23 protein-coding genes are annotated in these 23895 nt (G+C 29.8%); 14 read left to right on the top strand and 9 right to left on the bottom strand.

Translation table 4 applies throughout. From position 1 onward, the window contains the following. The first annotated feature begins 24 nt into the window (after positions 1–24). From rplK to KQ878_RS00725, 6 genes are all read left to right on the top strand, one after another. Positions 25–609 carry a 50S ribosomal protein L11 gene (rplK, locus tag KQ878_RS00700; RefSeq protein WP_216505210.1) on the top strand — a complete coding sequence of 195 codons (585 nt, stop codon included), beginning with the start codon at positions 25–27 and terminating at the stop codon, positions 607–609. Then, positions 609–1301, top strand: a complete 693-nt coding sequence (gene rplA / locus KQ878_RS00705; RefSeq protein WP_216505211.1) for a 50S ribosomal protein L1 — start codon at positions 609–611, stop codon at positions 1299–1301. The genes rplK and rplA overlap by 1 nt, the downstream gene beginning before the upstream one ends. A 528-nt stretch (positions 1302–1829) precedes the next feature. Continuing rightward, positions 1830–2807 carry an aspartate--ammonia ligase gene (locus KQ878_RS00710; protein ID WP_216567734.1) on the top strand — a complete coding sequence of 326 codons (978 nt, stop codon included), beginning with the start codon at positions 1830–1832 and terminating at the stop codon, positions 2805–2807. An 80-nt stretch (positions 2808–2887) separates the two neighbouring features. After that, positions 2888–3967, top strand: coding sequence for a peptide chain release factor 1 (gene prfA, locus KQ878_RS00715; protein ID WP_216505213.1), 1080 nt, complete (start codon positions 2888–2890; stop codon positions 3965–3967). Next, positions 3967–4680, top strand: coding sequence for a peptide chain release factor N(5)-glutamine methyltransferase (prmC, locus tag KQ878_RS00720; protein ID WP_216567735.1), 714 nt, complete (start codon positions 3967–3969; stop codon positions 4678–4680). Before prfA ends, prmC begins: the two co-directional genes overlap by 1 nt. A 7-nt stretch (positions 4681–4687) precedes the next feature. After that, entirely contained in the window at positions 4688–4909 is a 222-nt protein-coding gene (locus KQ878_RS00725; RefSeq protein ID WP_171111252.1) for a phosphopantetheine-binding protein, read from the top strand. A 1-nt stretch (position 4910) separates the two neighbouring features. On the opposite strand, the gene KQ878_RS04315 is transcribed toward KQ878_RS00725, so the two are convergent. Next, positions 4911–6758, bottom strand: coding sequence for an ABC transporter permease subunit (locus KQ878_RS04315; RefSeq protein ID WP_216505221.1), 1848 nt, complete (start codon positions 6756–6758; stop codon positions 4911–4913). A gap of 66 nt (positions 6759–6824) precedes the next feature. Between KQ878_RS04315 and KQ878_RS00735 the strand changes: the two genes are divergently transcribed. The 7 genes from KQ878_RS00735 to KQ878_RS00765 all read left to right on the top strand — a co-directional run bounded on the left by KQ878_RS00735 (position 6825) and on the right by KQ878_RS00765 (position 13046). Continuing rightward, the gene (locus tag KQ878_RS00735; protein WP_216505222.1) at positions 6825–7358 is read left to right on the top strand and encodes an NUDIX hydrolase; all 534 of its coding nucleotides are present in this window, start codon (positions 6825–6827) and stop codon (positions 7356–7358) included. Between the two features lie 15 nt (positions 7359–7373). Then, positions 7374–8798, top strand: coding sequence for a phosphotransferase (locus tag KQ878_RS00740; protein WP_216505223.1), 1425 nt, complete (start codon positions 7374–7376; stop codon positions 8796–8798). A 91-nt stretch (positions 8799–8889) separates the two neighbouring features. After that, positions 8890–9807, top strand: coding sequence for an RluA family pseudouridine synthase (locus KQ878_RS00745; RefSeq protein ID WP_216505225.1), 918 nt, complete (start codon positions 8890–8892; stop codon positions 9805–9807). A gap of 12 nt (positions 9808–9819) precedes the next feature. Beyond that, positions 9820–10653 carry a hypothetical protein gene (locus tag KQ878_RS00750; RefSeq protein WP_216567736.1) on the top strand — a complete coding sequence of 278 codons (834 nt, stop codon included), beginning with the start codon at positions 9820–9822 and terminating at the stop codon, positions 10651–10653. 42 nt (positions 10654–10695) lie between these two features. After that, positions 10696–11319: a ribonuclease HII gene (gene rnhB, locus KQ878_RS00755; protein WP_216505227.1), complete on the top strand. Its 624-nt coding sequence runs from the start codon at positions 10696–10698 to the stop codon at positions 11317–11319. 1 nt (position 11320) lies between these two features. Beyond that, positions 11321–12058, top strand: a complete 738-nt coding sequence (locus tag KQ878_RS00760) for a nitroreductase family protein (RefSeq protein ID WP_216567737.1) — start codon at positions 11321–11323, stop codon at positions 12056–12058. A 196-nt stretch (positions 12059–12254) separates the two neighbouring features. After that, positions 12255–13046, top strand: a complete 792-nt coding sequence (locus KQ878_RS00765) for an alpha/beta fold hydrolase (protein ID WP_216505231.1) — start codon at positions 12255–12257, stop codon at positions 13044–13046. Between the two features lie 74 nt (positions 13047–13120). Here the strand turns inward: KQ878_RS00765 and KQ878_RS00770 are convergent, their stop codons facing one another. The 5 genes from KQ878_RS00770 to KQ878_RS00790 form a co-directional block, all read right to left on the bottom strand. Beyond that, on the bottom strand, positions 13121–13870 hold the full coding sequence (locus KQ878_RS00770) for a YebC/PmpR family DNA-binding transcriptional regulator (protein ID WP_216505232.1): 750 nt from the start codon (positions 13868–13870) through the stop codon (positions 13121–13123). Position 13871: 1 nt separating this feature from the next. After that, on the bottom strand, positions 13872–14675 hold the full coding sequence (gene nadE, locus KQ878_RS00775) for an NAD(+) synthase (RefSeq protein ID WP_216567738.1): 804 nt from the start codon (positions 14673–14675) through the stop codon (positions 13872–13874). Between the two features lie 101 nt (positions 14676–14776). Beyond that, positions 14777–15691, bottom strand: a complete 915-nt coding sequence (locus KQ878_RS00780) for an HpyAIV family type II restriction enzyme (protein ID WP_216505234.1) — start codon at positions 15689–15691, stop codon at positions 14777–14779. Position 15692: 1 nt separating this feature from the next. Further along, on the bottom strand, positions 15693–16580 hold the full coding sequence (locus tag KQ878_RS00785; protein WP_216505235.1) for an alpha/beta fold hydrolase: 888 nt from the start codon (positions 16578–16580) through the stop codon (positions 15693–15695). A gap of 73 nt (positions 16581–16653) precedes the next feature. Then, positions 16654–18114 (bottom strand): DUF2179 domain-containing protein, encoded by a 1461-nt coding sequence (locus KQ878_RS00790; protein ID WP_216505236.1) that lies wholly within the window; start codon positions 18112–18114, stop codon positions 16654–16656. Between the two features lie 167 nt (positions 18115–18281). Here KQ878_RS00790 and gyrB point away from each other — a divergent pair, with 167 nt between their 5' ends. Next, entirely contained in the window at positions 18282–20210 is a 1929-nt protein-coding gene (gene gyrB, locus KQ878_RS00795; protein ID WP_216567739.1) for a DNA topoisomerase (ATP-hydrolyzing) subunit B, read from the top strand. Positions 20211–20754: 544 nt separating this feature from the next. Here the strand turns inward: gyrB and KQ878_RS00800 are convergent. From KQ878_RS00800 to KQ878_RS00810, 3 genes are all read right to left on the bottom strand, one after another. Further along, positions 20755–22038 (bottom strand): Mbov_0401 family ICE element transposase-like protein, encoded by a 1284-nt coding sequence (locus tag KQ878_RS00800; protein ID WP_216567740.1) that lies wholly within the window; start codon positions 22036–22038, stop codon positions 20755–20757. Between the two features lie 45 nt (positions 22039–22083). Next, a complete protein-coding gene (locus KQ878_RS00805) occupies positions 22084–22827 on the bottom strand; it encodes an Mbov_0400 family ICE element protein (protein WP_216567741.1) in 744 nt (247 codons plus the stop codon). 224 nt (positions 22828–23051) lie between these two features. After that, positions 23052–23756 (bottom strand): Mbov_0400 family ICE element protein, encoded by a 705-nt coding sequence (locus KQ878_RS00810; RefSeq protein ID WP_216567742.1) that lies wholly within the window; start codon positions 23754–23756, stop codon positions 23052–23054. Positions 23757–23895 lie beyond the last annotated feature (139 nt).

Raw genomic sequence — 23895 nt, forward strand, 5'->3', positions numbered from 1 at the left:
CAATATCGAAAGGATAAATTTATTATGGCAAAATCAAAATCTGATATTGTTCGTGTACGTAAATTAGAATTCCCAGCGGGACAAGCCAAACCAGGTCCAAAATTGGCTGGTGTAGGTATTAACATGCCTGACTTCACCCGTGCTTTCAATGACGCAACACGTGACAGAGGTAACGAACCAGTTCCAGTTAAAATTACTGTTTACAAAGATAAAACATTTGATTTCAAAATTTACACTGCACCTGCAAGTTACAAATTAATTAAAGCTGCTGGAATTCAAAAAGGTAGCTCAAACGCTAAAACTACTAAAGTTGCAACAATTACTTTGCAACAACTTAAAGAAATCGCTGAATACAAACTAGTTGATTTAAATACAAACGATGTTGAATCTGCAATGGCTACAATAGCTGGCACAGCTAAAAACATGGGTATTTTAATCGAAGGTTGAGATGATGTTGCTGCTGAAAAAGCTGCTGCTAAAGCTGCTGCTAAAGCTGCTGCTGCCGCTGAAGCATTTGAGGCTCAATTAGATGAGGATGCTAGAGCCGCTGCAGAAGGTTCAGATACATCATTTGACACCGTTGAAGAAGAAACTGAAGGAGAAGAATAATGGCTAAAGTTGGTAAAAAAATTAAAGCTGCATGAGAATCATTTGATAAATCAGTTGCTTACGATTTAACAGAAGCTATTGACTTAGCTAAAAGAACTTCATACACAAAATTTGACGGATCAATCGAATTAGTATTCAAACTAAACCTAGATGTGCGTAAAGCTGACCAACAACTACGTGGTTCAGTTCTATTGCCTAATGGAACAGGAAAAACTGTAAAAGTATTAGTAGTTACAAATAACCCAGAAAAACAAAAACTTGCTAAGGCGGCGGGTGCTGATCAAGTAGTTGACGGTGCTGCTTTAGAACAAAAAATTAAAGAAGACGAATTTGACTTTGACGTAATGGTTGCTGATCCAGCAATGATGCCATTATTAGGTAAATACGGTAAAAAACTTGGGCCTAAAGGTCTAATGCCAAACCCTAAAACTGGCACAGTTACTCCAACTCCTGAAAAAGCAGTTGAAGAACTTAAAAAAGGTAAAGCAAACTATAGAACAGATAAAGCCGGAATTGTACATACTCAAATTGGAAAAGTATCTATGGATACAGCAAAATTAGTTGAAAACGCGCAAACTGTTATTTCACTAATTAAAAAACTAAAACCTACCGCAGTTAAAGGCGCATACATGCAAAACTTGGTTGTCTCACCTACTATGGGTCCTGGTATCAAAGTTAAAATCGAAAAATAAATATTTTTAATCAAGCAAACGCTTGGTTTTTTATTTTTTTATTATTGCTATAACTATTAACAAGAAAATAATAATAAAAAAAGGGCAAATAATATCATAATACCCGACAATATTCCAAGTCGTCACAAGACTTTAGATTACTTATACTAGACATGTGTTTTTTAATTTTGATATAGTACTATTAATATATAAGAAAAAATACATAAGTACGTTATTCGCTTTTGTAGATGGGGAATTGTATTTTCTTGTTAATTAATCGTTTTATAAGACTCTTGACCAAAAACATGTTTATGGAGCCAATTTGTTTTGGTTTTTATTATGACAATCAGTAAGCTACAATGAGGACATATAGTTATCGACTCGTTAATCGCGAAACCAATTTAGGAATTCCTTGTATTTATTTAATATATAAGTGTTTGTCAAAAAAAATGAATTAAAGAGTTATCTTAAAATACTCATTTCTCAATGAATAAGGAAAATTTTAAATTACACAATAATCTTATATAATCTATTCACTAAGGAGTTAAAATGTATAAATCAAAGTTATCAATTAGACAAACGCAGAGCGCAATCCAAGATTTGCGCTCGTACTTCCAGGACCTGCTCAAATTAGAGTTAAATTTAACGAGAGCTACCGCACCACTATTTGTTACATCAGAATCTTGTTTAAATGATGGTTTAAATGGCGAAAAACCGGTTTCATTTTTACCAAAAAATTCAACAGAAGAATTGCAAATAGTTCACTCATTAGCAAAATGAAAAAGACAGGCATTACATGATTATGATTTCAATCTTTATGAAGGTTTGTTTACCGATATGAACGCAATTCGGCGTGAGGAAGAATTGGATAATATACACTCATATTATGTCGACCAATGAGATTGAGAAAAAATAATAGATAAAAAAGATAGAAATATTGAGTATTTAAAATATACAGTAAATAAGATTTATAAATCGGTTTTACTCACCAAAAAACACATTAATGAAAAGTTCAAATTAGACACAAAATTTAGTAAAGAAGTGTTTTTTATCAGTTCTCAACAATTAGAAAATCTTTATCCTGAATTAACTCCCGAGGAAAGGGAACAAAAACTAGCCAAAGAAAAAGGAACAATTTTTATATATCAAATTGGCTGACCTTTAAAATCTGGTTATGTGCAATCTCGTCGAGCTTTTGATTATGATGACTGAGACTTGAACGGTGATTTAATTATTTATGCACCTTGACTTGATAAGGCAATTGAAATTTCGTCCATGGGTATTAGAGTAGATAGAGACGCTTTATTAAAGCAATCGAATAGAAGTGTCCAAGAATTGACTGAAATGTCGGAGTTTCACGCTAACATATTAAATAATCTTTTACCATTAACAATTGGTGGTGGAATAGGACAAAGCAGATTATGTATGTTAATTTTAGAAAAACACCATATCGGAGAGGTCCAATCTTCATATTGGCCCGAAAAAATGAAGCAAGAACTCGCTGAACAAAACATACACTTACTATAATAACGAGAAAATTCTCGTTTTTTTATTTATCGCCTAAAGACATATGTAAATATTGCTGGTTTAGTTTATAATATTAGATTATGGAACAAACAATGTACAAATCATTAATGGGTATCAAAAATAAACATGATGAACTAGTCGAAAAATTAACCGAAGAATCAGTAATTAACAACATAAAGGAGTACACAAAAATAAATCGTGAAGTTGGCAAAATTAAAGATATTGCCAATGTTTTCACTAAATATTTAAACTTAGAAAAAGACATAGCAACGGCCAAAACTATGCTTTCATCAAAAGATCAAGACGAAGTTGAATTCGCTAAATCTATCATTGACGAAAACGAACCACAGCTAGTTGAACTAGAGGGAGAATTAAAAATTCTTATTCTACCAAAAGATGAAAATGATGATAAAAACGTTATCATTGAAATTCGTGGAGCTGCCGGAGGTGATGAAGCAAACATTTTTGCCGGCGATTTATACAGAATGTATTCAAAATACGCTGAAGAGGTCGGTTTTAAACAAAGTGTTCTTTCAACTTCGCCAGCAAATGCCGGCGGATTTAGTCAAATAGTATTTATGGTCAAAGGCGAAAACGCCTACTCAAAACTAAAATTTGAAACAGGTGTGCACAGAGTCCAAAGAATACCAACAACCGAAAGTTCAGGGCGTATTCATACATCAACAGTAACGGTAACAGTAATGCCAGAAATTGATGATAGTATAGATATTGAAATTAAACCTCAAGATATTAACATTGATACATATCGTTCTTCTGGAGCGGGAGGACAAAGTGTTAATACCACTGACTCAGCGATTAGAATTACACATATTCCAACCGGAATTGTGGTAACATCTCAAGATCAACGTAGCCAAATTGCAAACAAAGAAGCTGCAATGTCAGTTCTTAGATCTAAACTTTACGACCTTGAAATGCAAAAGAAACAGGATGAAGAATCGGGTTATAGAAAATTAGCGGGACACGGGGACAGAAGTGAAAAAATTAGAACATATAACTATCCTCAAGACCGTGTAACTGACCATAGAATCGGTTATTCCACATCTTTAAAACAAGTAATTGAAGGCAAATTAGATTCAATTATTGAAAGTTTGCTGACTGAAGAACAAAACCAAAAAATAGCAGCAAGTGGATTAAAATAATGCCTACAATCGAAGAATTAAAATTAGAAAAACGTCGTTATGGATTAAGCGAAATAATCTCTGATGAAGAACTAAAAAAACTTCAAAAAGGAATGCCTATTCAATATATTATGGGATATATTGAATTTTTAAATACTAAGATAAAACTAGACCATAAGGTTTTAATACCTCGATATGAAACTGAAGAAATGGTTGATTTGGTTTTAAAAAAATATGTGAAAAACAACAATGATTTTAAAGTACTTGATCTTTGCTGCGGGTCAGGTTTTATTGGTTTGGCAATTAAGGTGAATGCGCCAAAAGTACAAGTAACTCTTTCTGATATTGATCCTATCGCTATCAAGCAAACTAGGGAAAATGCAATTGATAACCTTGGCAGTGATACACACGTAAATATTATCCAAAGTGACTTATTTTCAAATGTAAATGAAAAATTTGATTTAATAATATCTAACCCTCCATACCTCGATGAAAATATTATCTTAAATAATGACAAAGATTTAAAATGAGAACCACAACATGCTTTATATTCAAAAGACGAAGGGTGGTATTTTTATAAAAAAATACTTGAACATTATAAAAATTATTTAAACGATGATGGCATACTTATATTCGAAATTAATCCCTTGCATATTAATAAATGAAATGAATTGAGTAATGTCAAAATTTTAAATGATATAAACAATAAACCAAGATTTGCTATTATTGTATAATTACGCTATGAATATTACAAATTTAGTTATTGAAAAAGTGCAAAAATTTACCAAGTCTAAAGTTTCATTAAACTCTGAATTAAAAGAACTTAAAATAGATTCATTAACTTTGGCTGAACTTGTTTTTGACCTTGAGGACGAATTAAAAATTCGTGTCAGTGATGAAGAATTACTGAAATTAAAAACAATACAAGATGTTGTTAATTTAATTGAAAATACTAAAAAATAGCCTACGCGGCTATTTTGTTTTTAATTAAATACACCTTAACTTTTTCTTGCATTTTTACATTCAATAACGGTGTCGCAAAATGAGTAATTAAAGAAAATAAAGAAGTTAATAAAATAGCTATAAAAGCACATTCCAACATCACATTACCTGAATTAGAACCGTGTTTATTTAATTCTGCCACCATTCTTGTTGTTAACGTTTGTTGAGGGTAAAGCAACGAAAAGACTCTTGAATTTTGTCTTCCTGAAGTTAATAAAAATGGTGATGCTTCAGCAACAAATAGAGTTAGCACCATAAAGAAACAATTAAAAATTGTCGGTGATATCAATGGAAGGACTAATTTGAAAAATATTTTTTGGTTACTTAAACCTTTATTTGCGGCTTGTTTAATTAATGTTTTGTTAATTTTTTTGAATCCGTTATTAAACTGTTTAATCATTACCGGTATTAACAATACAACAACAGAAGCAACACCAGCCAATAATGATGAATCGTGACCTTTATCTAATGTTCAACCAAAAAGATGGATAAAAATACCATACGCAAATAGACCGTGTACTAATGAAGGTAAACCTCCGCTTGTTATTAATAGTGAATTAATTAACTTGCTAAAAAACGTTTTTCTTGAAAATCTCTCAAAATAAAGTGAAACCATCAAACTAAAAGGTATAACGATAATTGCTGTTCAAATAGCGCCATATAATGTGGTTGACATCGATCAAAGCGTCGTATCTACACCAAATTTTATAGTTGATGTCGGTTTAATTACTGATAAAAATCCGAATATCAAGATATAAACGAAAACACTAATGATTAACAAGCCAATAATTGTAAAAAATAACCACTCGATTGATTTTTGAATATTATCATAAATTTTAGTTCTTTTGGATTCCTTATTATTTCCATTATTTCACTTGTTGGACAATATAATTAAATTGTCTTTGTATGTTGTTTTAAACGAATTTGTTTTCATAATTAAAGTAATAAGAAAATTAATTACTCCAATCATAATAATTAATGTTAATGATAATGCAAATAGATATTCTTTCACATATCGACTTTTAAAAGCGAAAAAGTTAGTTGTTACCATTGTTGCAGCTGGTTTAACGGAGTTGCTGAAGAAATTTTTGCCACTAAACCATAAATTATATGAATTATTACTAATCATAATAAATGATGCTGCTGATGCCTCACCAACTACTTTAACAAAAGCCGTAAAACAACATTTTAAAATTTGCTTTTTATTAGATTTTAATAGTAATTTATAGATAATCAATGTTGAATTTATTCCCAAATCTTTTGCAATTTTTTGCTGGTTAAAATTTATGGAATCAAAACAATTTACTAAGTTATTTATCAAAACTGCAGAATTAAATATAATAAACATCAAAACACATGCTATAAAACTTTTTCCATTAAACGAATTAAACATAAAATGAGTAAAATTCGTTAAAACATTGAGAGCATACAATGCAAAAATCACTGAAGGGGCGCTTCCTATTATTTTCACAATTAGCTTTATAATCTTGCTTACTTTATTATTAAGTCTAAATGTAATTAAAACTGCACTTTTTATTGATAAAGGAATACTGAAAATTAATGTAAAAATAGCAATTATTATAGAGATAGCTATTGAATTAAATATACCTCCCTTAATACCGTCTACATCATCAAAATCAAATGACCAAGGTTTAAATCCAAACTCCTTAACGATATCAAATGATTTTCAAATTATTACACCTAAAAAAGCTAACATAAAAATTAAAAAAAATATTGCCACAAATAAAGCAAAAAGTTTAATCGGTTTTTTAGATGCGAATTTCCATTTATATTTACTATTTTTTTTCATATATAAAGTATAAAAAAATATTTAAAATGCAATAATATTTATAAATAAAAGATATAGGAGATACAAATGGAATTATTAGATATTTATGACAATGAACGTCAAAAAACAGGCAAAACATTCATTCGCGGAGAAGGTTTAGAGTATGGTAGCAACCATATAGTTGCTTTTCTGTGTTTATTTAATAAAAAGGGTGAAATGTTAATACAAAAAAGAGTTTCAAATAAACCAAAATATCCTAGTTTGTGAGATGTTAGTGTTGGTGGAGCGGTCGATCATGGAGAAAGTGCTGTTGAAGGAATAAAACGAGAAGCGTTAGAAGAAATTGGTTATAACTTTGAACCTTTGCATCAAAAAGCGGCATTCACAATCAACCTAAAGAAAATATTTTGTGACTATTTCATCGGTTTTACTGACTGAGAAATAGAGAAGTTCGAAATTCAAAAAGAAGAAGTTGAACAATTAATGTGAGCCGATTATGACACAGTCATTAATTTGATAAGAGAGAATAAGTTCATGAAATATCATGAATCCTTAATCAAATATATTTTTGATATTTGACAAATGCCATATACGAGATTAAGTGACCCAAACTTAGTGTAAGGATATAATTTAAATATGACAAACTATATACAATTCTTAAAAGAAAATATCAGTAAAGAATTATTAAGTGAACTTTCTGACATCAAATTTATATATAAGGGGTTTCACAACTACACATTTAAGGCTAAATATAAAAGAAAAGACGTACAGGTTAGAATACCTATTTCCAATCTCGTTAATCATGATATTGAAGCACAAGTCTTAAAATCACTCTCTACGACTTTATTTTATGAAAATGGAATATTAATTCGTGAGTGATTTGATGGAAAAACACTTGAAGATATCAAATTAACGAAGGAAATTCAACTGAAAGTAATAAAAAAAATAAAACAATTCCACCAATTACCATTAAATGTGCCAAAAATGGATTTTCATTACTACAAAAAGGGCAGTGAAAAATACGCAGATTTAGTCAAGAAATACACAAAAGACGCCAATCTGGTGACTTCACACTGTGACTTATCCGCTAAAAACATATTAATAAATGAAACAGGTGATATAGAATTAATAGATTTTGAATGAGTTCGTAAAGCCCATCCCTTTTTTGACGCTATAACATTGGTTCAATCACAGAATTTTAACACCGATATTGTTAAAACTGAATTTTGCATGACTGACCAACAATTTGAAGAAATAACATTTATATCTGATGAATTCAGACAACATGGTTATGAATCGGTATATTCAAATTTTGTTATTAATGGCGATAACAAAAAAATAGGAAGAGGATTGACAAATCTTTCTTATGTACAAAATGATTTATTTATACAAATCAAACAAAAAAATGAGTTTAATCACCTAAACAAATTATCTTTATTTGACAAACTAAAATGTAATGAAAAAGTTATATTTGAGAATGAAAATATGATAATTAGAAAATACATAAATTCATTAGATATTAATTTTGGTAACGAATATATAATTACTGACATTGCGAAGGCAATATCTGAATTACATTGTTCCCGAATTAAATTAAAAGATAATGTAATTCGTCAAAGAATTGAAAAATACATTGAAGTGTTAAATAACCATAGAAAATTTAACTTAGTATTTACTCCGAATATAATTAAAACACTGTTAACATATGCGGAATTTTTAACTAATGACGTTCCGTCCCACAATGATTTAAACAAAGAAAATATATTACTTGATAATACTAACAATATTAAGTTTATTGACTTTGAATATTCTAGTATGAACAGTATTTATTTTGATCTTTCTTATTGCGCTTCAGCCTTAGAGCTGTCGCCAGAGTTGGAGATAAAATTTCTTAATTCTTACTCTGAAAATAGCAGTAGAATAATCGATCTAAACGAGTATCATAAAACCAAAGCGTTGGCAAATTTTTACGGAATTGCATGATCGCTAACAATTAATCCTGAATTTGATTTTTCTTGATTAATAAACAACGTTTTAGATAATCTCAAATATTTTGAATAAAAAGCATTAATTAATAAAACAACCAAAAAATTATAAAAAAGTTCGTTTTTTTATTGCGTGCTTATTTTTACTTTATATATATAATGTTAATATGATTAAATTAGAAGTTACATATAAAGAGAGAATAGATAAATATATTTCAGATAATACCGAATTATCAAGAAACGATGTTAAGCAATTAATCTTACAAGGCGCGGTTTTGTTAAACGATAATACAATACCAGTCAACAAACCAAAATACATTGTTCAACCAGGTTGAAATATTACTATTACAAAATTAATCGATAAGGAAACTAATGTTGTTCCTAGAAAAATGGACTTAGACATTGTTTATGAAGATGATGATTTAGTTGTTTTAAACAAACCTACAGATTTAGTTGTTCATCCAGCACCAGGGCATCATGATGATACATTGGTAAATGGATTGCTGTTTCATTTCAAGACACTATCAAACGAAAATGGTTTATTGAGGCCAGGCATAGTTCATAGAATCGATAAAGACACAAGTGGATTGCTAATTATAGCCAAAAATAATGAAACCCACGTTAAATTGGTTGAAATGTTAAAAAATCATAAAATTCATCGTTCATATTTGGCTATTTGCGATGGTTTAATTGAAAATAAAATAACCAAAATAAATTTACCAATTAACAGACACGCAAATGATCGTAAGAAGATGACTGTCCACAAGGATGGGAAAGATTCAATTACCACAGTGTATCTACTTAAGCATTTTTATTTAGAAAAAGAACCAAAATCGTTAGTGAGATGTCAACTTGAAACTGGTCGTACTCATCAAATTCGTGTACACTTAAAATATATTGGGCACCCAGTTTATGGAGATCCTGTGTATAACAAAAAAATTGATGAATTCAATCAACGTTTACATGCTTATAAATTAGAATTTATTCATCCAATCAGCGATAAAAAAGTTACTGTTTTTGCACCTATACCAAATGAATTTAACATTACGGATTTTGATTTTAGCGAATTGAAAAACGAAGAATAATTAAGGAGAAAAATGAAAAGAACATATTTAAACATAAATAGTACAGCCGAGTTATGAAAGCTGGAAAAAACAACATTTCGTAAATACGTGATTGGCTCATTAATATCTATACTTGTAGTTGCGATAGTAATATTAGTACATCAAATATCACTATTTATACTTCAATATAAAGATGGAGTGTTTACAACAAAAGTAGATAATAGCTCAGTCCTTATTTATAACATCTTAATTCCATTGTTGTATATCGCAATATGAGTATGGATATCTATATCATACATTTTGGGAATGATTAAAAGTTATCAAAATAAAAGTTTTGAACATTTAAAACCTGGTACAGCCACTTTTTTTGGAATAATGTCGTTTATAAGCTTTTTCCAAATTATTACTTTCTTTATATCAAAAGGCAACACTTCAAACACAAAATTGAACACTTTACAAATATTACAATTAGTATTACCTATTATAATTTCGTTCCTAACAATATCTTTATATTATGGATTTGTGCGTGAAACTAAATTTATTTATATCGCTTTTGCAAACGCTAAACAATTCGAGCTTATCAAGACAATTGGCCAAAGCACTAACATGTTTTCAGACTTAAATAATATTTTCAATCATAATTCAGTGTCACCAGAATCTTCACAAAATCAAATGCCTAATCAACCCGCAGACGAAACCGAAGCCGAGATAGTTAAAACTGATAGACAACAAAAAATAGAAAAATTGCTAATGCTTCCAAATTATCGTTTATACGAAATAGCTAAGAAATTGTATATTAGTGGCTATGAAAAAATGGAAAAAGAGGAATTGGTTAACAAAATAATTGACATTACTGACAAAAAATAATTAGATTTGTGGCGCTTTGCTACAATTTTAATTAGGAGATAAATGGAATATAAAGTTAATATCGAATTAAGAGAATTTAAAAATCTAAAACAAGTTTTAGGTTTGGATGAAGCAGGTAGAGGCTGCTGTGCTGGCCCATTAGTTGTTGCGGGAGTAGTATTCCCTCCTAATTATTCAAGCCCATTAATAAACGATTCTAAAAAATTAAATGCAAAACAAAGAGAAATTGCTTTCGAACAGATTAAAAGAGATGCTATTAAATACGATATTAAATTTTTAACCAGTATTGAGGTTGATAAATTAAATCCTAAAGCCAGCTCTGTAAAACTAATGACTGAAATTGCGAACCAATTTAATGATGTTGATTTAGTTATTACAGATTATGAAAAATTGCCTAATTGTACTGTGAAACAACTAAATTTAGTGAAAGGCGATTCAAAATCTCTTACTGTCGCAGCTGCTTCAATTTTAGCGAAAGTTTCGAGAGACAGATATATGGATGAATTGGATATTAAATATCCTCAATACTCGTTCAAAACACACAAAGGTTATGGAACTTTCAAACATAAACAAGCAATGGAAAAATATGGATTAATTCCAGAACACAGAAAAAGTTATAAAAATGTTAAATTAGCATACGAAACATTTTTAAGAAATAAGGAGTAAAATGAGTTTTTATAATAAAGCTATCGAAAGATACAGTGTTCGTGAATACGACACAAACAAAAAAATTACCGATGAAGATTACAATAAAATAATAAATGTTATTAAATCTGCACCGACATCTTCAAATTGACATTCATCGAGTGTTATTGTGATAAGAGATAGAGAAATATTAAATAAATTAGGAGAAACTAGTAAATATACTGGTGCAATAAAATCATGCGATATGTTTTTGGTTTTTTTAGCAGACTACAATAGAATGAATATTGCAAAATTAAAACACCCAGAACTACAATATAATAGTCATTCGTCTGAATCTTATACAGTGGCAGTTGGTGATGCATTTATACAAGCTACAATGGCTCAAGATATTGCTACAGATTTAGGATTAGGAACTTGTTTTATAGGTCTTGTCAGAACGATCGAAAAAGAAATAATTGACTTATTAAATATAAAAGGTCAAGCATTCCCTGTAGTTGGATTAACAATTGGTCACAGACTTAATGACGGACACGTTAAACCTAAATTAAACCGTGTATACGAAAACTTCTATGACTACAATAATTTAAATCATGAAGTAGAACAATACGATACTCAACTTATTAAACATTTAAACGAAATCTCGCCAGATAAAAAAGCATTTTCATACACTGAAGCAACCATTAAATCTGCTTCATCATATCGTATGGATACTGATTTAATCGAAGAAATTTGAAATCTTGAATTAGTAAATAATAAATAGTTTGTTAATATGGCAAACTTTTTTTTATACAAAAAAGCATAAAAAACACCTGTTTGTGGAAACAGGCGGTACATTAAAGTTATACAACCTCAATGACGACTCATCGCAATTAATTTATACCATATTAACCGATTTAACCTAATTTATTTATTTAAATCTTATTGTGTTGGTAAAATGTAAATGCCAAGGAGGCAATATGAATATTAAATATGATTATCCTTATGTTTTTAAAAATAATAAACAACCACATAAGCCTGTAATATTTGTTCATGGTTTCAACTCAAAACCAGCGACATTTTTAATTTTTGAAAATTATTGAATAAAAACAGACTATTACGCAATTCAATTCCCAGGTTGCAATGGTGTAAAGGCAATAAAAAATCATGAGTTAAGTGTGAACCAATATGCAAAATTGTTAATCAAATTTATAATTGATAACAATCTTAAAGATGTAACATTAATTGGTCACTCAATGGGGGGTGGAATTATTTCATTAGCTTATAAATTGCGTCCTGATTTAATAGGTAAAATGGTGTTTGTTGCGCCGATGAATAAAACATCTCTAAAAACTGTTGATACTTATAATTCAACATATTTTCCGAAGAATTTTGAAGAATTTTTAAACTTTTTATCTGTTCTTTACTATGATATTAGTAAATTTACAAACGATAAAAAATGAATGAAACTAGCTAAAGAAAATTTCAATCCTAACGATTACAATAACCCAGATGTAATTAAATTAGGTAATTCATTACCTGTATTAGAACTTCATAACCAAATTGAAGATGGATTAAAATCAATTAAAGTGCCTTCTTTATTAATTCTAGGTGAAAAAGATGGAGTAATTGACAGAGAAAATTGTCTAAAATATTTTCGCGAAAATGTTGAGAATATTAAAACGGTCTTTATTCCAAAAACTGGTCACATGATGTTTGAAGAAAACTGGGAAGAATTTATTTCAATTCTAGAACCTTTTATTATTTCTTAAAAAGAATAAAAGGTTACTATAAACAAAAAATTAACATTTTTGAGATGTTAATTTTTATTTGGAATTTTTAGTTATTATTCGTCGTTATCTTCTGGAAGTTCTATGTTGTGGAATACTTCTTGAACATCATCATCATCTTCAAGTTTGGCAATAAATTCCTTGATTTTTTCTGCTTTTTCTCCACTAAATTCAACAGTTGAATTTGGTACATATGTAACTTCACATTGTAAAAATTCGCTGATTCCTAATTCGTTTTCTAATGCGGCCTTAAGTTCTGGAAAACTTTCCGGAGCACATGAAATTAGATACGAACTTTCATCAGTGTCGATGTCTGTTGCACCATGTTCTAGTGCGCACAGTGTTATTGTATCTTCATCAATTAAATCTTTAGAAACTTCTAACACTCCTTGTAAATCAAATTGAAATGGAACTTGACCTGTCTTGCCTAATACCGCATTTTGACGGTTGAATAATGCAGCCATAGAAGATTTGGTTCTATTCATGTTATCACTTAGAGTTTTAATTAAGAAGGTAGCTCCTCCTGTTATTGTTGCATTGAATAATGTTTCAACAAAATTTGCTCCATCTTTAGCTTCTCCTTTTGCTTTTGCTAACGCTCTTTCAATATTTGCTTTTGGCATGTTTTTTGATTTTGCCTTAGCTATTGCAAGTTTTAAGGCCGGGTTAGAGTCTACGTCAGCTCCTCCCGGTCCTGTAGCAACAACATAAATTTCTTTAAATAATTTTTGAAATATTTTTCCTCTTGCTTTATCTTGAGCACCTTTACGGTGTGCTATGTTTGCTGAATGTGAATGTCCTGCCATTTTATCTCTCCTTTTTAAAAAATTCTTTTATTGATTTTGGTTGATAAGGCTTTTGTCTTTTATGATGAGTGTTTTTATGCAACCTATCGATTTTTAATTTTATATCACTATTTATTAAATTAAAATTATTATTTAAATAATTATCTAAATCGGCATAAGAAAATCCAAGTTCATCTTCATCGCTTTGACCTTCTCACAAACCTGCCGATGGTTTTTTATTAATGATAGATTCAGGAACGTTTAAATATCTGGCCATTAATCGCACCTCGTTTTTCAATAATCGGCTTATTGGCAAAATATCAGCTCCACCATCACCATGTTTTGTAAAATATCCAATGAATAATTCATCTTCATTGTCAGTTCCGGCAACAATATAGTTATGTTGTTGCGCCAGAGCATATAATGTTGTCATTCTTAATCTTGGTTTAATGTTGCTTAAAGACATTTTGTCATCTACACACGTTACACGTTTAATTTCGTCAAAAGTATTTTTTAAATCTACAGTGACTGTTTGTAGGTCCAAATTTTTCATTAACTCCTCAATATGAACTAAATCAAAACTCATTGAATCAATAGGCATTACCACACCAAGCGTATTATCAGGAAAAGCCTTTTTAGCTAACGCAGCAACCAAACTTGAATCAATTCCACCGCTTATTCCAACTATAATTCCTTTTGCGTGAGCTTTTTTAACTCTTTGGGTTAATCAGCCAACTAAATAATCAGTATACTCCTTAATCTTTTCAAAATCAGGACTTGCATTAATTGAATTACCAACTCTTAAACCAATACGCTTTATCGACATAATTTCCTCCTAATAAATAGATAATACAATTATAAAGTATTATTTAAAGATAAAAGTACTAGAAATTACTATAAAAATTACAAAAAAAGCCAATCAGGCTTTTAGTTAAGTTCAGTAACAGATTCGACTAGCTTTGAATTTCTCATATCTCTTGCTCTAGTGTAAGAATTATCGTTTTCTTCGCCAAAAATTAAATTTCTAAGTAAAACCATATCAGGATTATCAGAACTTAGTTTTTCCCAGGCAGAATTGCTCAATCCAACCATGAATTCAAAAGTTTCTGGGTCATTGTTCAAATCCGGCATTTTTAAAAAGAAATCTAAATTTTGATCTTTAAAATTGGCGATGTATGATTCAATTTCATCCCACTGTGTTCTTAAATTAAATTCATCAAATAATTCAGACCCGTATTTAACGTCCGCAATTGACTCTTCAGTGTTTACAGCTTGAAAAGCTTTCTTGTATAGTTCTTCGTTTCTTGTATATAATGAATCAACAAATCATATTAGAATTTCCACTTTAGGAGTTTTATCATTGGCTCTTAAAGCTTTAATTCTCTTTGTAAACATTTCAATAGTTTTAGCCGCTTCATTTTTTGAGGCAATATCCCTTTTTTTAGGGAAAACGAGTGTTAGTTTCGTGTTATCTTTATTCCTAAAAGCAAGTGGGGCTCTAAATTTAATTATTTCGCTGGCATTAACAATATCTTCAGGAGTTAAGTTTTCTCCATCTCATGCTTCGATCTTTGATGTGTCCACATAATTTAAACAATATGAATTTTCAACATGCTCAACTTCCGCTTCATTTAAAACAAATTCAGCACATTCAATAATAAATTTATAATACTTATTTTCTTGAGTTCTTAAAAATGATTGTTCCATTCTAGTTAATACATTGAACGGGTGTAATTTAGAATTAAATCTAAATGGGCTTTCCAATAATTTCAACAACAACTTTGGTCCATTCCCATTCATTAATAATTGTTTTAATCTCAATTCGAAACTTGTGTAATCCATATTATTCTCCTAATTCTTCTAATATTTCAGTGTTTAAATCATCAATGTCTTTTCAACTGCTGAATTCAATTTTGTGTTTTTTAATCGTAACAAATCTGTTTCACCAATGTCTATTTTTATTTAATGAAAACGAATTTAAATATTCATTCACCTTAATTGGATCATCCTTAATCGGTGAATGTCCTTTACCAATTATGGTAAAAGGAATACCTAGTTCATTTGCATACTTCTCAAAATGTTTTGCACCAATTATTGCATCATTAGAACCTACAACAAAATTCATCTTATTGGCGTTTTCTGAATATAATTTTCCCAATGAATCTAGATATTCTTTATTCAAGATAACTTTTTCAAGCAAGGGTGCTCACACACCTTTTTTACTAAATGATTCAACTAATTTGGATGTTTTTTTGAATTTTTCACTAACTTTTACAATTAACTTACCTATTACATCAGATACAAAATTTGTAGGCGCTATTGCTGATTTTAAAATACTATAACTATTGTTTTCAGTCATGGTTGGATTGACAGTAGACATCATTATAACTTTATTAACGCGTTTATCACCTGCTAGATGCAATGCAACAACCCCGCCCATTGAGTGGCCTAAAACAATAACCTTTTTCGTTTTTATAGAATTCAACAGTATATTTCCAATATTTATTCAGTCTTCTATATTTACATCATCTGGGTTTGGTTTTTGAGTATATTTTGACCCAATAAAATTAGCAGCAACCACATTATAAGTTTTTTTAAATGGTTCAAGTTTACATATAAAATCACTACTTGAATTTATTCCGTGACAAAATAATATTGTTGTGTCTTTTTTATTGTCTTCCAGATAAACAGGGACTTTTTTATTTTTATAATTAATATAGTTTAATAACATAGCTTAATTATAGATTATGATTATCTTTTAACAATATTAAATTAAATTTTAAATAAAAAGTGGGTTCACCACTTTAAAATTTACTGTCAGGGATATATAATCTACCATCAACTGATGATACATTCGAAACTGTAATCAATGCATTTTCGTCAACTGCACGTATCTTTTTAATTAAACGTGGAACTTGTTTGTATAGGGTAATTGATGATAATACCTTAGTTTTTGAACCTGAGTAACCACCTTCACCAACTGTGACTGTAAAACTATTAATTGTTTTTTGATCGCCAATAATTGCAGCTTTAATTGCCGACATATGAGGTGAATAAACTTTACATTGAACAATTTTAAATCTTGGGAATAATTTATTCAATGCAAATACAAACACAAAGTTTGAGATTAGAGTTGAAACAAAGTTAGGTGAGAAATACATTGCTGGAGACCAACTTAATTCCTTAAATTGTTGCAACGTTTCAATAATTCTTCCTTTTTCAAAATCAGTAAGGTTTATTTTGTTGGTTTCGAATCATGTTTCCATATTTTTGAAGAAATCGCTGTTCATGATTGATGCTGTGTCAGTTGCAGAAATACCTTTGGCAAATGAATTAATCAATAAGCTTCCCGGTAGGTATGAACCGATTGCAACCGCAACAACCAAAATGCCTAGATTAATGTACCCATTAATTGTTCCAAAGTTTTTTTGTTTAACGACAGACATGTATTCACCAATAATTCCTGTAACACCTGCTGAACCACCAATGATAGCAATTACAGCAAAGAAAAATGCTAATAGGAACCCATAAACAACACCAAAAATAATTTGTGCTATGACGTTACCTGCGTCATTTCAGCTTAAAGGAATTAATTGTCACATTTGATCTTTTCCAGATCAATATTCGCTTGAAATATAATTCTTTAATTCATCGGGGATATCACTGTGTGAAAAGTTTCCGATAATGTATAACTTATCTGAACCAGGAATTTGTCCAACAGCAAACGAAACAAGGCTAGACACCACCAAGAATAGTAATGTAAGCATTGTAAATACCTTTCCGGTCTTTTTCCATCCGAAAATAAAAATTGGGATAGATAAAATAATATATAAGATTCAGAATAAGGCGTGGTCAATAACATTGTAAATTGCCGGAGTAATATTTGGGTTATTTCTAAGCAAAACGTTAGTAATTCTAGCAGTTGCTTGACCAAATGCAGCTGCTCCGAAGTTATAAATACCTGGGTTTTTAACTAAAAACACACTAATAATCCCAAAAACTATTGCAAAACCAGATGTAATTAACATAAGTTTTCACATTGGCATTGGCGCATAAAATCTTGAAAGTCTTAGTACAAAGTTAGATAATTTTGTGTATTTATATTTTGTGTTTTTACGTTCAACAGTTTTTGAAACCGGACTATCAGGTTCTTGCGTAAAAATATCAACATTTTGAACATGATTTTTAGTTTCAGAAGCAATAAATTCTTTTTGGTTTTTGCTTTCTTCACTGGTAAACTCACTCTTTTTTTCAGAATTTTTCATTTTTTTCTCCTTTCATGAGTAATTTGAATAAAAAAACTGCACTAAAAAAATTTAGTTACACCTTAATGTATTAATTATAAATTATTTTTTACAAAATTCAAAACATATATAATTACAATATAGTATTTAATATTAATATATATAAAAGACATTAAGAAGGAGAAACAATGAGCGAAACAAAAGAATATGGCGCCTCGAATATTAAGGTTCTAAAAGGTTTAGATCCTGTAAGAGTGCGTCCGGGAATGTACATCGGTTCAACGGGTCCAAGAGGTTTACACCACTTAATTTGAGAAATCGTCGACAACTCAGTTGATGAATGTATGGCAGGTTATGCCGATAAAGTAACAATAACATTAACTAATGACGGATACGTAGAAATTGAAGATAATGGTAGAGGTATACCAACTGACCCACACCCAGAGACTGGTTTATCTACTGTAGAAACTGTTTTAACCGTACTACATGCTGGTGGTAAATTTGACTCAGATAGCTATAAAGTTTCAGGTGGACTTCACGGTGTAGGTGCTTCGGTCGTAAATGCATTGAGTGATGATTTTCATGTATGAGTAAAACGCAATGGCAAATTACATTATGCACACTTCCAAAATGGTGGACATATTGCTCAGCATTTAACAGCGATTGATTCTGTTGAAACTGATGATACTGGTACTAAAGTTAAATTTCACCCAGATTTCACCATAATGGATCAACACCCATTTGATAAAAACGTTGTTGTTGACCACGCAAAACAAATAGCTTATCTAAACCGTGGACTTAAAATAAGCGTAATTGACCAAAGAGATAACAGCAATATTGAATTCCATTTTGAAGGTGGGATTGTTGACTACGTTAAAGAATTGAATAAAGGTCAAAAATTAATTCACCCAGAAGTAATATATGCCGAGGGTGAATATTCACACGGTGATGAACCTGCGGTTGCTGTTGAAGTCGCTGTACAATATAACGAAAAAATCACAAGTAATGTTGTAAGTTACGCAAATAACATAATTACAGTTGAAGGTGGAACTCATGAATTAGGTTTCTATGATGCTCTTGTACGTTTAATTAATAATTACGCAACTATTAATTCATTTATTAAATCTGAAGATGAAAAATTTACTCGGGACGACGTTAAAGAGGGTATTGTTGCAATTATTTCAATTAAACACACCGAACCTGTCTTTGAAGGTCAAACAAAAGGAAAACTAGGAAATAAAGATGCACGTGGAGCTGTTAATAAAGTATTCAGTGAATCTTTAGAACGTTTTTTAAATGAAAATCCTAATGAAGCTAAATTATTAATTCAAAAAGTTTTAGCTGCAAGAAGATCTAGATTAGCTGGTCAAGCAGCAAGAGATGCCGCTCGTCGTAAAACTGTATTTGATTCGGGTTCTTTGCCAGGTAAATTAGCCGATTGTTCATCAAAGAATGCCGAAATCAGTGAATTATACATTGTCGAAGGTAATTCGGCCGGTGGTTCAGCCAAAAATGGACGCAACAGAGAAACACAAGCCATTTTACCTCTACGTGGTAAGGTTATAAATGTTGAAAAAAATACACCAAGCAAGGTGTTTGCTAATGCTGAAATTCTATCATTAATTTCTGCGTTAGGAACTGGAGTTGGCGAAGAATTCAATATTAATAAATTAAGATACCATAAAATTGTTATTATGACTGATGCTGACGTGGATGGTTCGCATATTAGAACGTTATTATTAACATTCTTCTATCGTTACTTTAGACCTCTAATTGAATATGGTTTTATTTACATCGCTCAACCACCATTATTTAGACTTCAACAAGGCAAAACTATTAAATATGTTTATACAGATCAAGAAAAAGAAGAACTAATGGCACAAATGAACAATGGACAAAAAATCACCATTCAACGTTATAAAGGTCTTGGTGAAATGGATGCTGAGCAACTATGAGAAACAACAATGGACCCTGATAATAGAAAAATGTTGCAGGTCCAAATAGCTGATGCCGCTCGTGCTGACTGAACATTCACAACTTTAATGGGGGATGAAGTTTTTCCACGTCGTGAATTTATCGAAGAAAATGCCAAGTATGTTAAAAATATTGATTTATAATCTACTTAAAAAGCAGTCTGACTGCTTTTTTTCATTAAATTTGGAAGCGTAAAATTTTAGTGTGTTAATTCAAGCGCAAGCGTCTTAAATATCTGATTTAATTATACCTGATTTTATGATTCGTTAAATTTTTGAGCAATTTTTTTAATGAGCTCAAAATTTAGCGTGGTGTCATTAATTTGAAAACAACAAAATAACCTGGTGTCAGGTTTTTGTTTTTCCTTTACGCGCACGCGCGCACCTTTTAAGGCAAGATAAGGTTGGCAACAAACTTCTAACCGAAGTGCCAATTTATCTTGCATATTACATAGTAATATGATTTTTTAAACATTTGGCACCCAACTGGCACCAGCATTTCATTTCTGGCACCGATTTGGCACCAATTAAGGTTTTTTGTTGTTTTATATAACTATGTTATATAGTTTTTAATAGACGCTGACACTGATTTGACACCACCATATAATTAGGCATAATTTTTTGTCAAAAAATATTAATAAAATAATTTCATTTTTGGAATTATTTAATGTTTATGCACCAGAAAAATTTAGCCTATATCGTTAAAAATAGTCGCTATATTTCGCAATAAATTTTTATAAATAACTTTAGTTTTAATATGTTTTTTTGAAAACAATGCATTCGGTTTTTTGATATGTTTTTTGAATGAGTGATAAACAAAATGCTCGGTATAACTTTCATTCAAAACGATTTTTCCTTCGTTATTTCAAATGTTATTAATATGATTTTTAATATATTTGAATAGTAATTTTGCTTCTCTTATATATTTTTTATCAACCCTCAAATCAATTGCTTCATTTAGAAATGTTTGTTTTAAAGTTTCATAATTACGATAATTTAAAGCATATTTTTTATCAAAAATCGCCCCAAATAAATCAACTCATCGTGCTCCAAAAGTCGTGCTAAATCATGATTTATAAAGCTGCTTATTGTCCTTAGAATTGAATTTTCCGAACCCAAAAGTATCGTTTATTTTCTTTGCTAAATGAAAATAATCAAGGCTATATCTAACCTTGATTTTACTTGCAAAATCGCTCATTCAAATAGCACCATCTCCTTTTAAGACGGTTTTTTTACGACAGATATTTAATTTTTTAAACTCTTTATTAAAAAAATTTTCTAAATTTGTAAGTTCATTTTTTGATGATTTATCTTGTAAATTTTTAGTGAAAAAATAACATATTGCCGAGCTGTTTTGATGCTGTTTTTTAGCTGCATTTTTGCTAAGAAAATTAGTGTGTAAAATTACCTCTCTAACTCTCATTTTAGGACGATATTTTATACCTTGAAATCTAGTGAATAAATCATCAATTTCAACGTGAATTTTTTTCTGATTTCTAAGCTTAAATCTATTGGCATTTTCTAAATATTTTTTGTTATTTTGTATATCGATTTGCTCGTCGATTTTGAATCGTTTTTTCATCTCATATAATAGTTGTTTTGATGGCTTTAAAGGTATCAATTCAGACGGTAATGATTGGTTATTTAAGTCGCTTATAATACAAAATTTAATTAAATCAAAATCATATTTAGACCGCTTTAAACGTTCTATTATTACATCATGATAATATGTTATTCGACGTTTTTTGCCCCTATTATCTAAATATTCATACATCGTATAATTTAATTCGAAACTACCACCCATCGTAATTCATTTATGCGTTTTTTGTTTTGCTATTTTCCAGTCTGGATATTTTTCGAAACGTATTTTATTTCGAAATTCTTCTTCAGCAAAATTTAATTCTCTTGCTTTGTTAAAATAGTATTTTTTCAAATCTAGTTCATTACTAAATATATTAATTTCATAATTCATAATTCAATTATAAAAAAACATAGCCTCGCTATGTTCATGTTAATATTACATCTTTAATTTAAATGTAAAAGTTTCTGCAGGAGGACTTGTTTCGGGTTTTGGTTTATTCGGTAATTGAGCTTTTTTGTTGTCTTCGATATCTGGAGGTCAATTACTATTCTTAGAATTTGATAATTTATTTATAGCTTCCTCAGTATAAAATTCCTTATTTACTTGTTTAAATTCTTCCTCGCTTAATGATAGTACTTTATCTAAATTAGTTTCTAGCCGATTTAAATGTTGTTTTGCTTCAAGAGATTCATTGGCAATTTTTTGATATTTGTTTTTATAACTCGGTTTATTAGTATAAATTAAATCAGCATGTGTTCTTTTAGTTTTGAAATCAAAAGAAACTCTTTGTATTGTTAAGCAATTTTTATTATCTACCATTTTATCTTTATCTAAAAAGTTTTGTTCTAATCTAGAATAAATTCTTATAGCTTCTTTTGAATCGGCAACATTAGTTAAATCTGTGAATTCAGATTTTTTGTAAAAGGATTCAAACTCTTTTCTATCCATTATATTAATAGCTGTAGTATCAACTAAGTTTTCATATCCATTAGGGTCTTTAATTAAAATAGTTCCATCATGGATTATGCCTTTATAGGTTTCTGAATTAAGGTATCAAACTTCATTATTTACATAAAATACAACCACAGGATGATGTGTGGGATTTAAAATTGGATAGCTATTACTATCAAAATTAATTGTTCCTAATCTAGGCCCACTTCTTTCTTTAAATTTTTTCATAATTTAATTATATTAAAAGGCTAACGTTTCCGCTAGCCTTTTAATGCGTCAGTTGACAGCTTACTTAGCCATTATTTCAGGCCTTTTACATACTTATTCTACACTACTTTTTCTTATGACAAAAGAATTTTTTTGTTTTTAGCGTTTTAAATCTCAAAGAAAAGCAAAATATTTTTTTGCTATTTAATTATAAAAAACATAGCCTCGCTATGTTCATGTTAATATTACATCTTTAATTTAAATGCGAAAGCCTGTGAGTCGCTTTCTTCCTCCATGACCTTTTGCTTTTTCGCTTTTTCTGAATTAATTAAAGTATTTTTATGCTTCCGTATTTCCAGTTGGACATTATCTTGTTCTGTAAATCAGCTTAAATCTTGTTCATCAACTTCATTAAGTTGTCTTAATATTTGTTTTAAATTGGCTATTTGTGAGCTTTCTTCAAAAGTTAGTGATGATTTTAATTTTTCAACTTTTGAAAAAATGATTTCATTCCGAACTTTGCATTTACCTTCATTAAAATCTAAGTTAACACGTTGAATAGTAAAGACCTTCTCTCCATCATTAATTCTTTCAAATAAACCAGTGATGATTTCTTTACATTGCCGATCATCAATTAAATTATCTAATCTAGTAAACTCTTCTTCAGCAAAATAACTATGGAATTGTTTTTTATCCATTACTTGAATGCTCGTTAAATCAACTAATGATTCATAACCATCATTATCAATTAATTTTATTTCACCAGAGAAAAACCTCTTAGGACTTGATGTACCTCTATAATTTAATGACCGAGAATTTAGATATCATACATCATTAGCGGTATAAAAAACAACCACTGGATGATACTTTTTTCCTGTTATTCGCAAACCCCGTCTATCAAAGTTAATAATTGGTAGATTGTTCATTGCTAATTTTTTAAATTTTCTCATAACAGAATTATATTAAAAGAACTAATGTTTCCATTAGTTCTTTTAAGCACCCTTCTTGTGCTGGCTTAGAGCTATACGCTATTTATATGAATAAATAACCGCTCATTTTATTCGTTATTAGTATACTATATTTTCAAAG

The sequence above is a fragment of the Mycoplasma zalophidermidis genome (genome assembly GCF_018913985.1).
GTDB lineage: Bacteria > Bacillota_I > Bacilli_A > Mycoplasmatales > Metamycoplasmataceae > Mycoplasmopsis > Mycoplasmopsis zalophidermidis.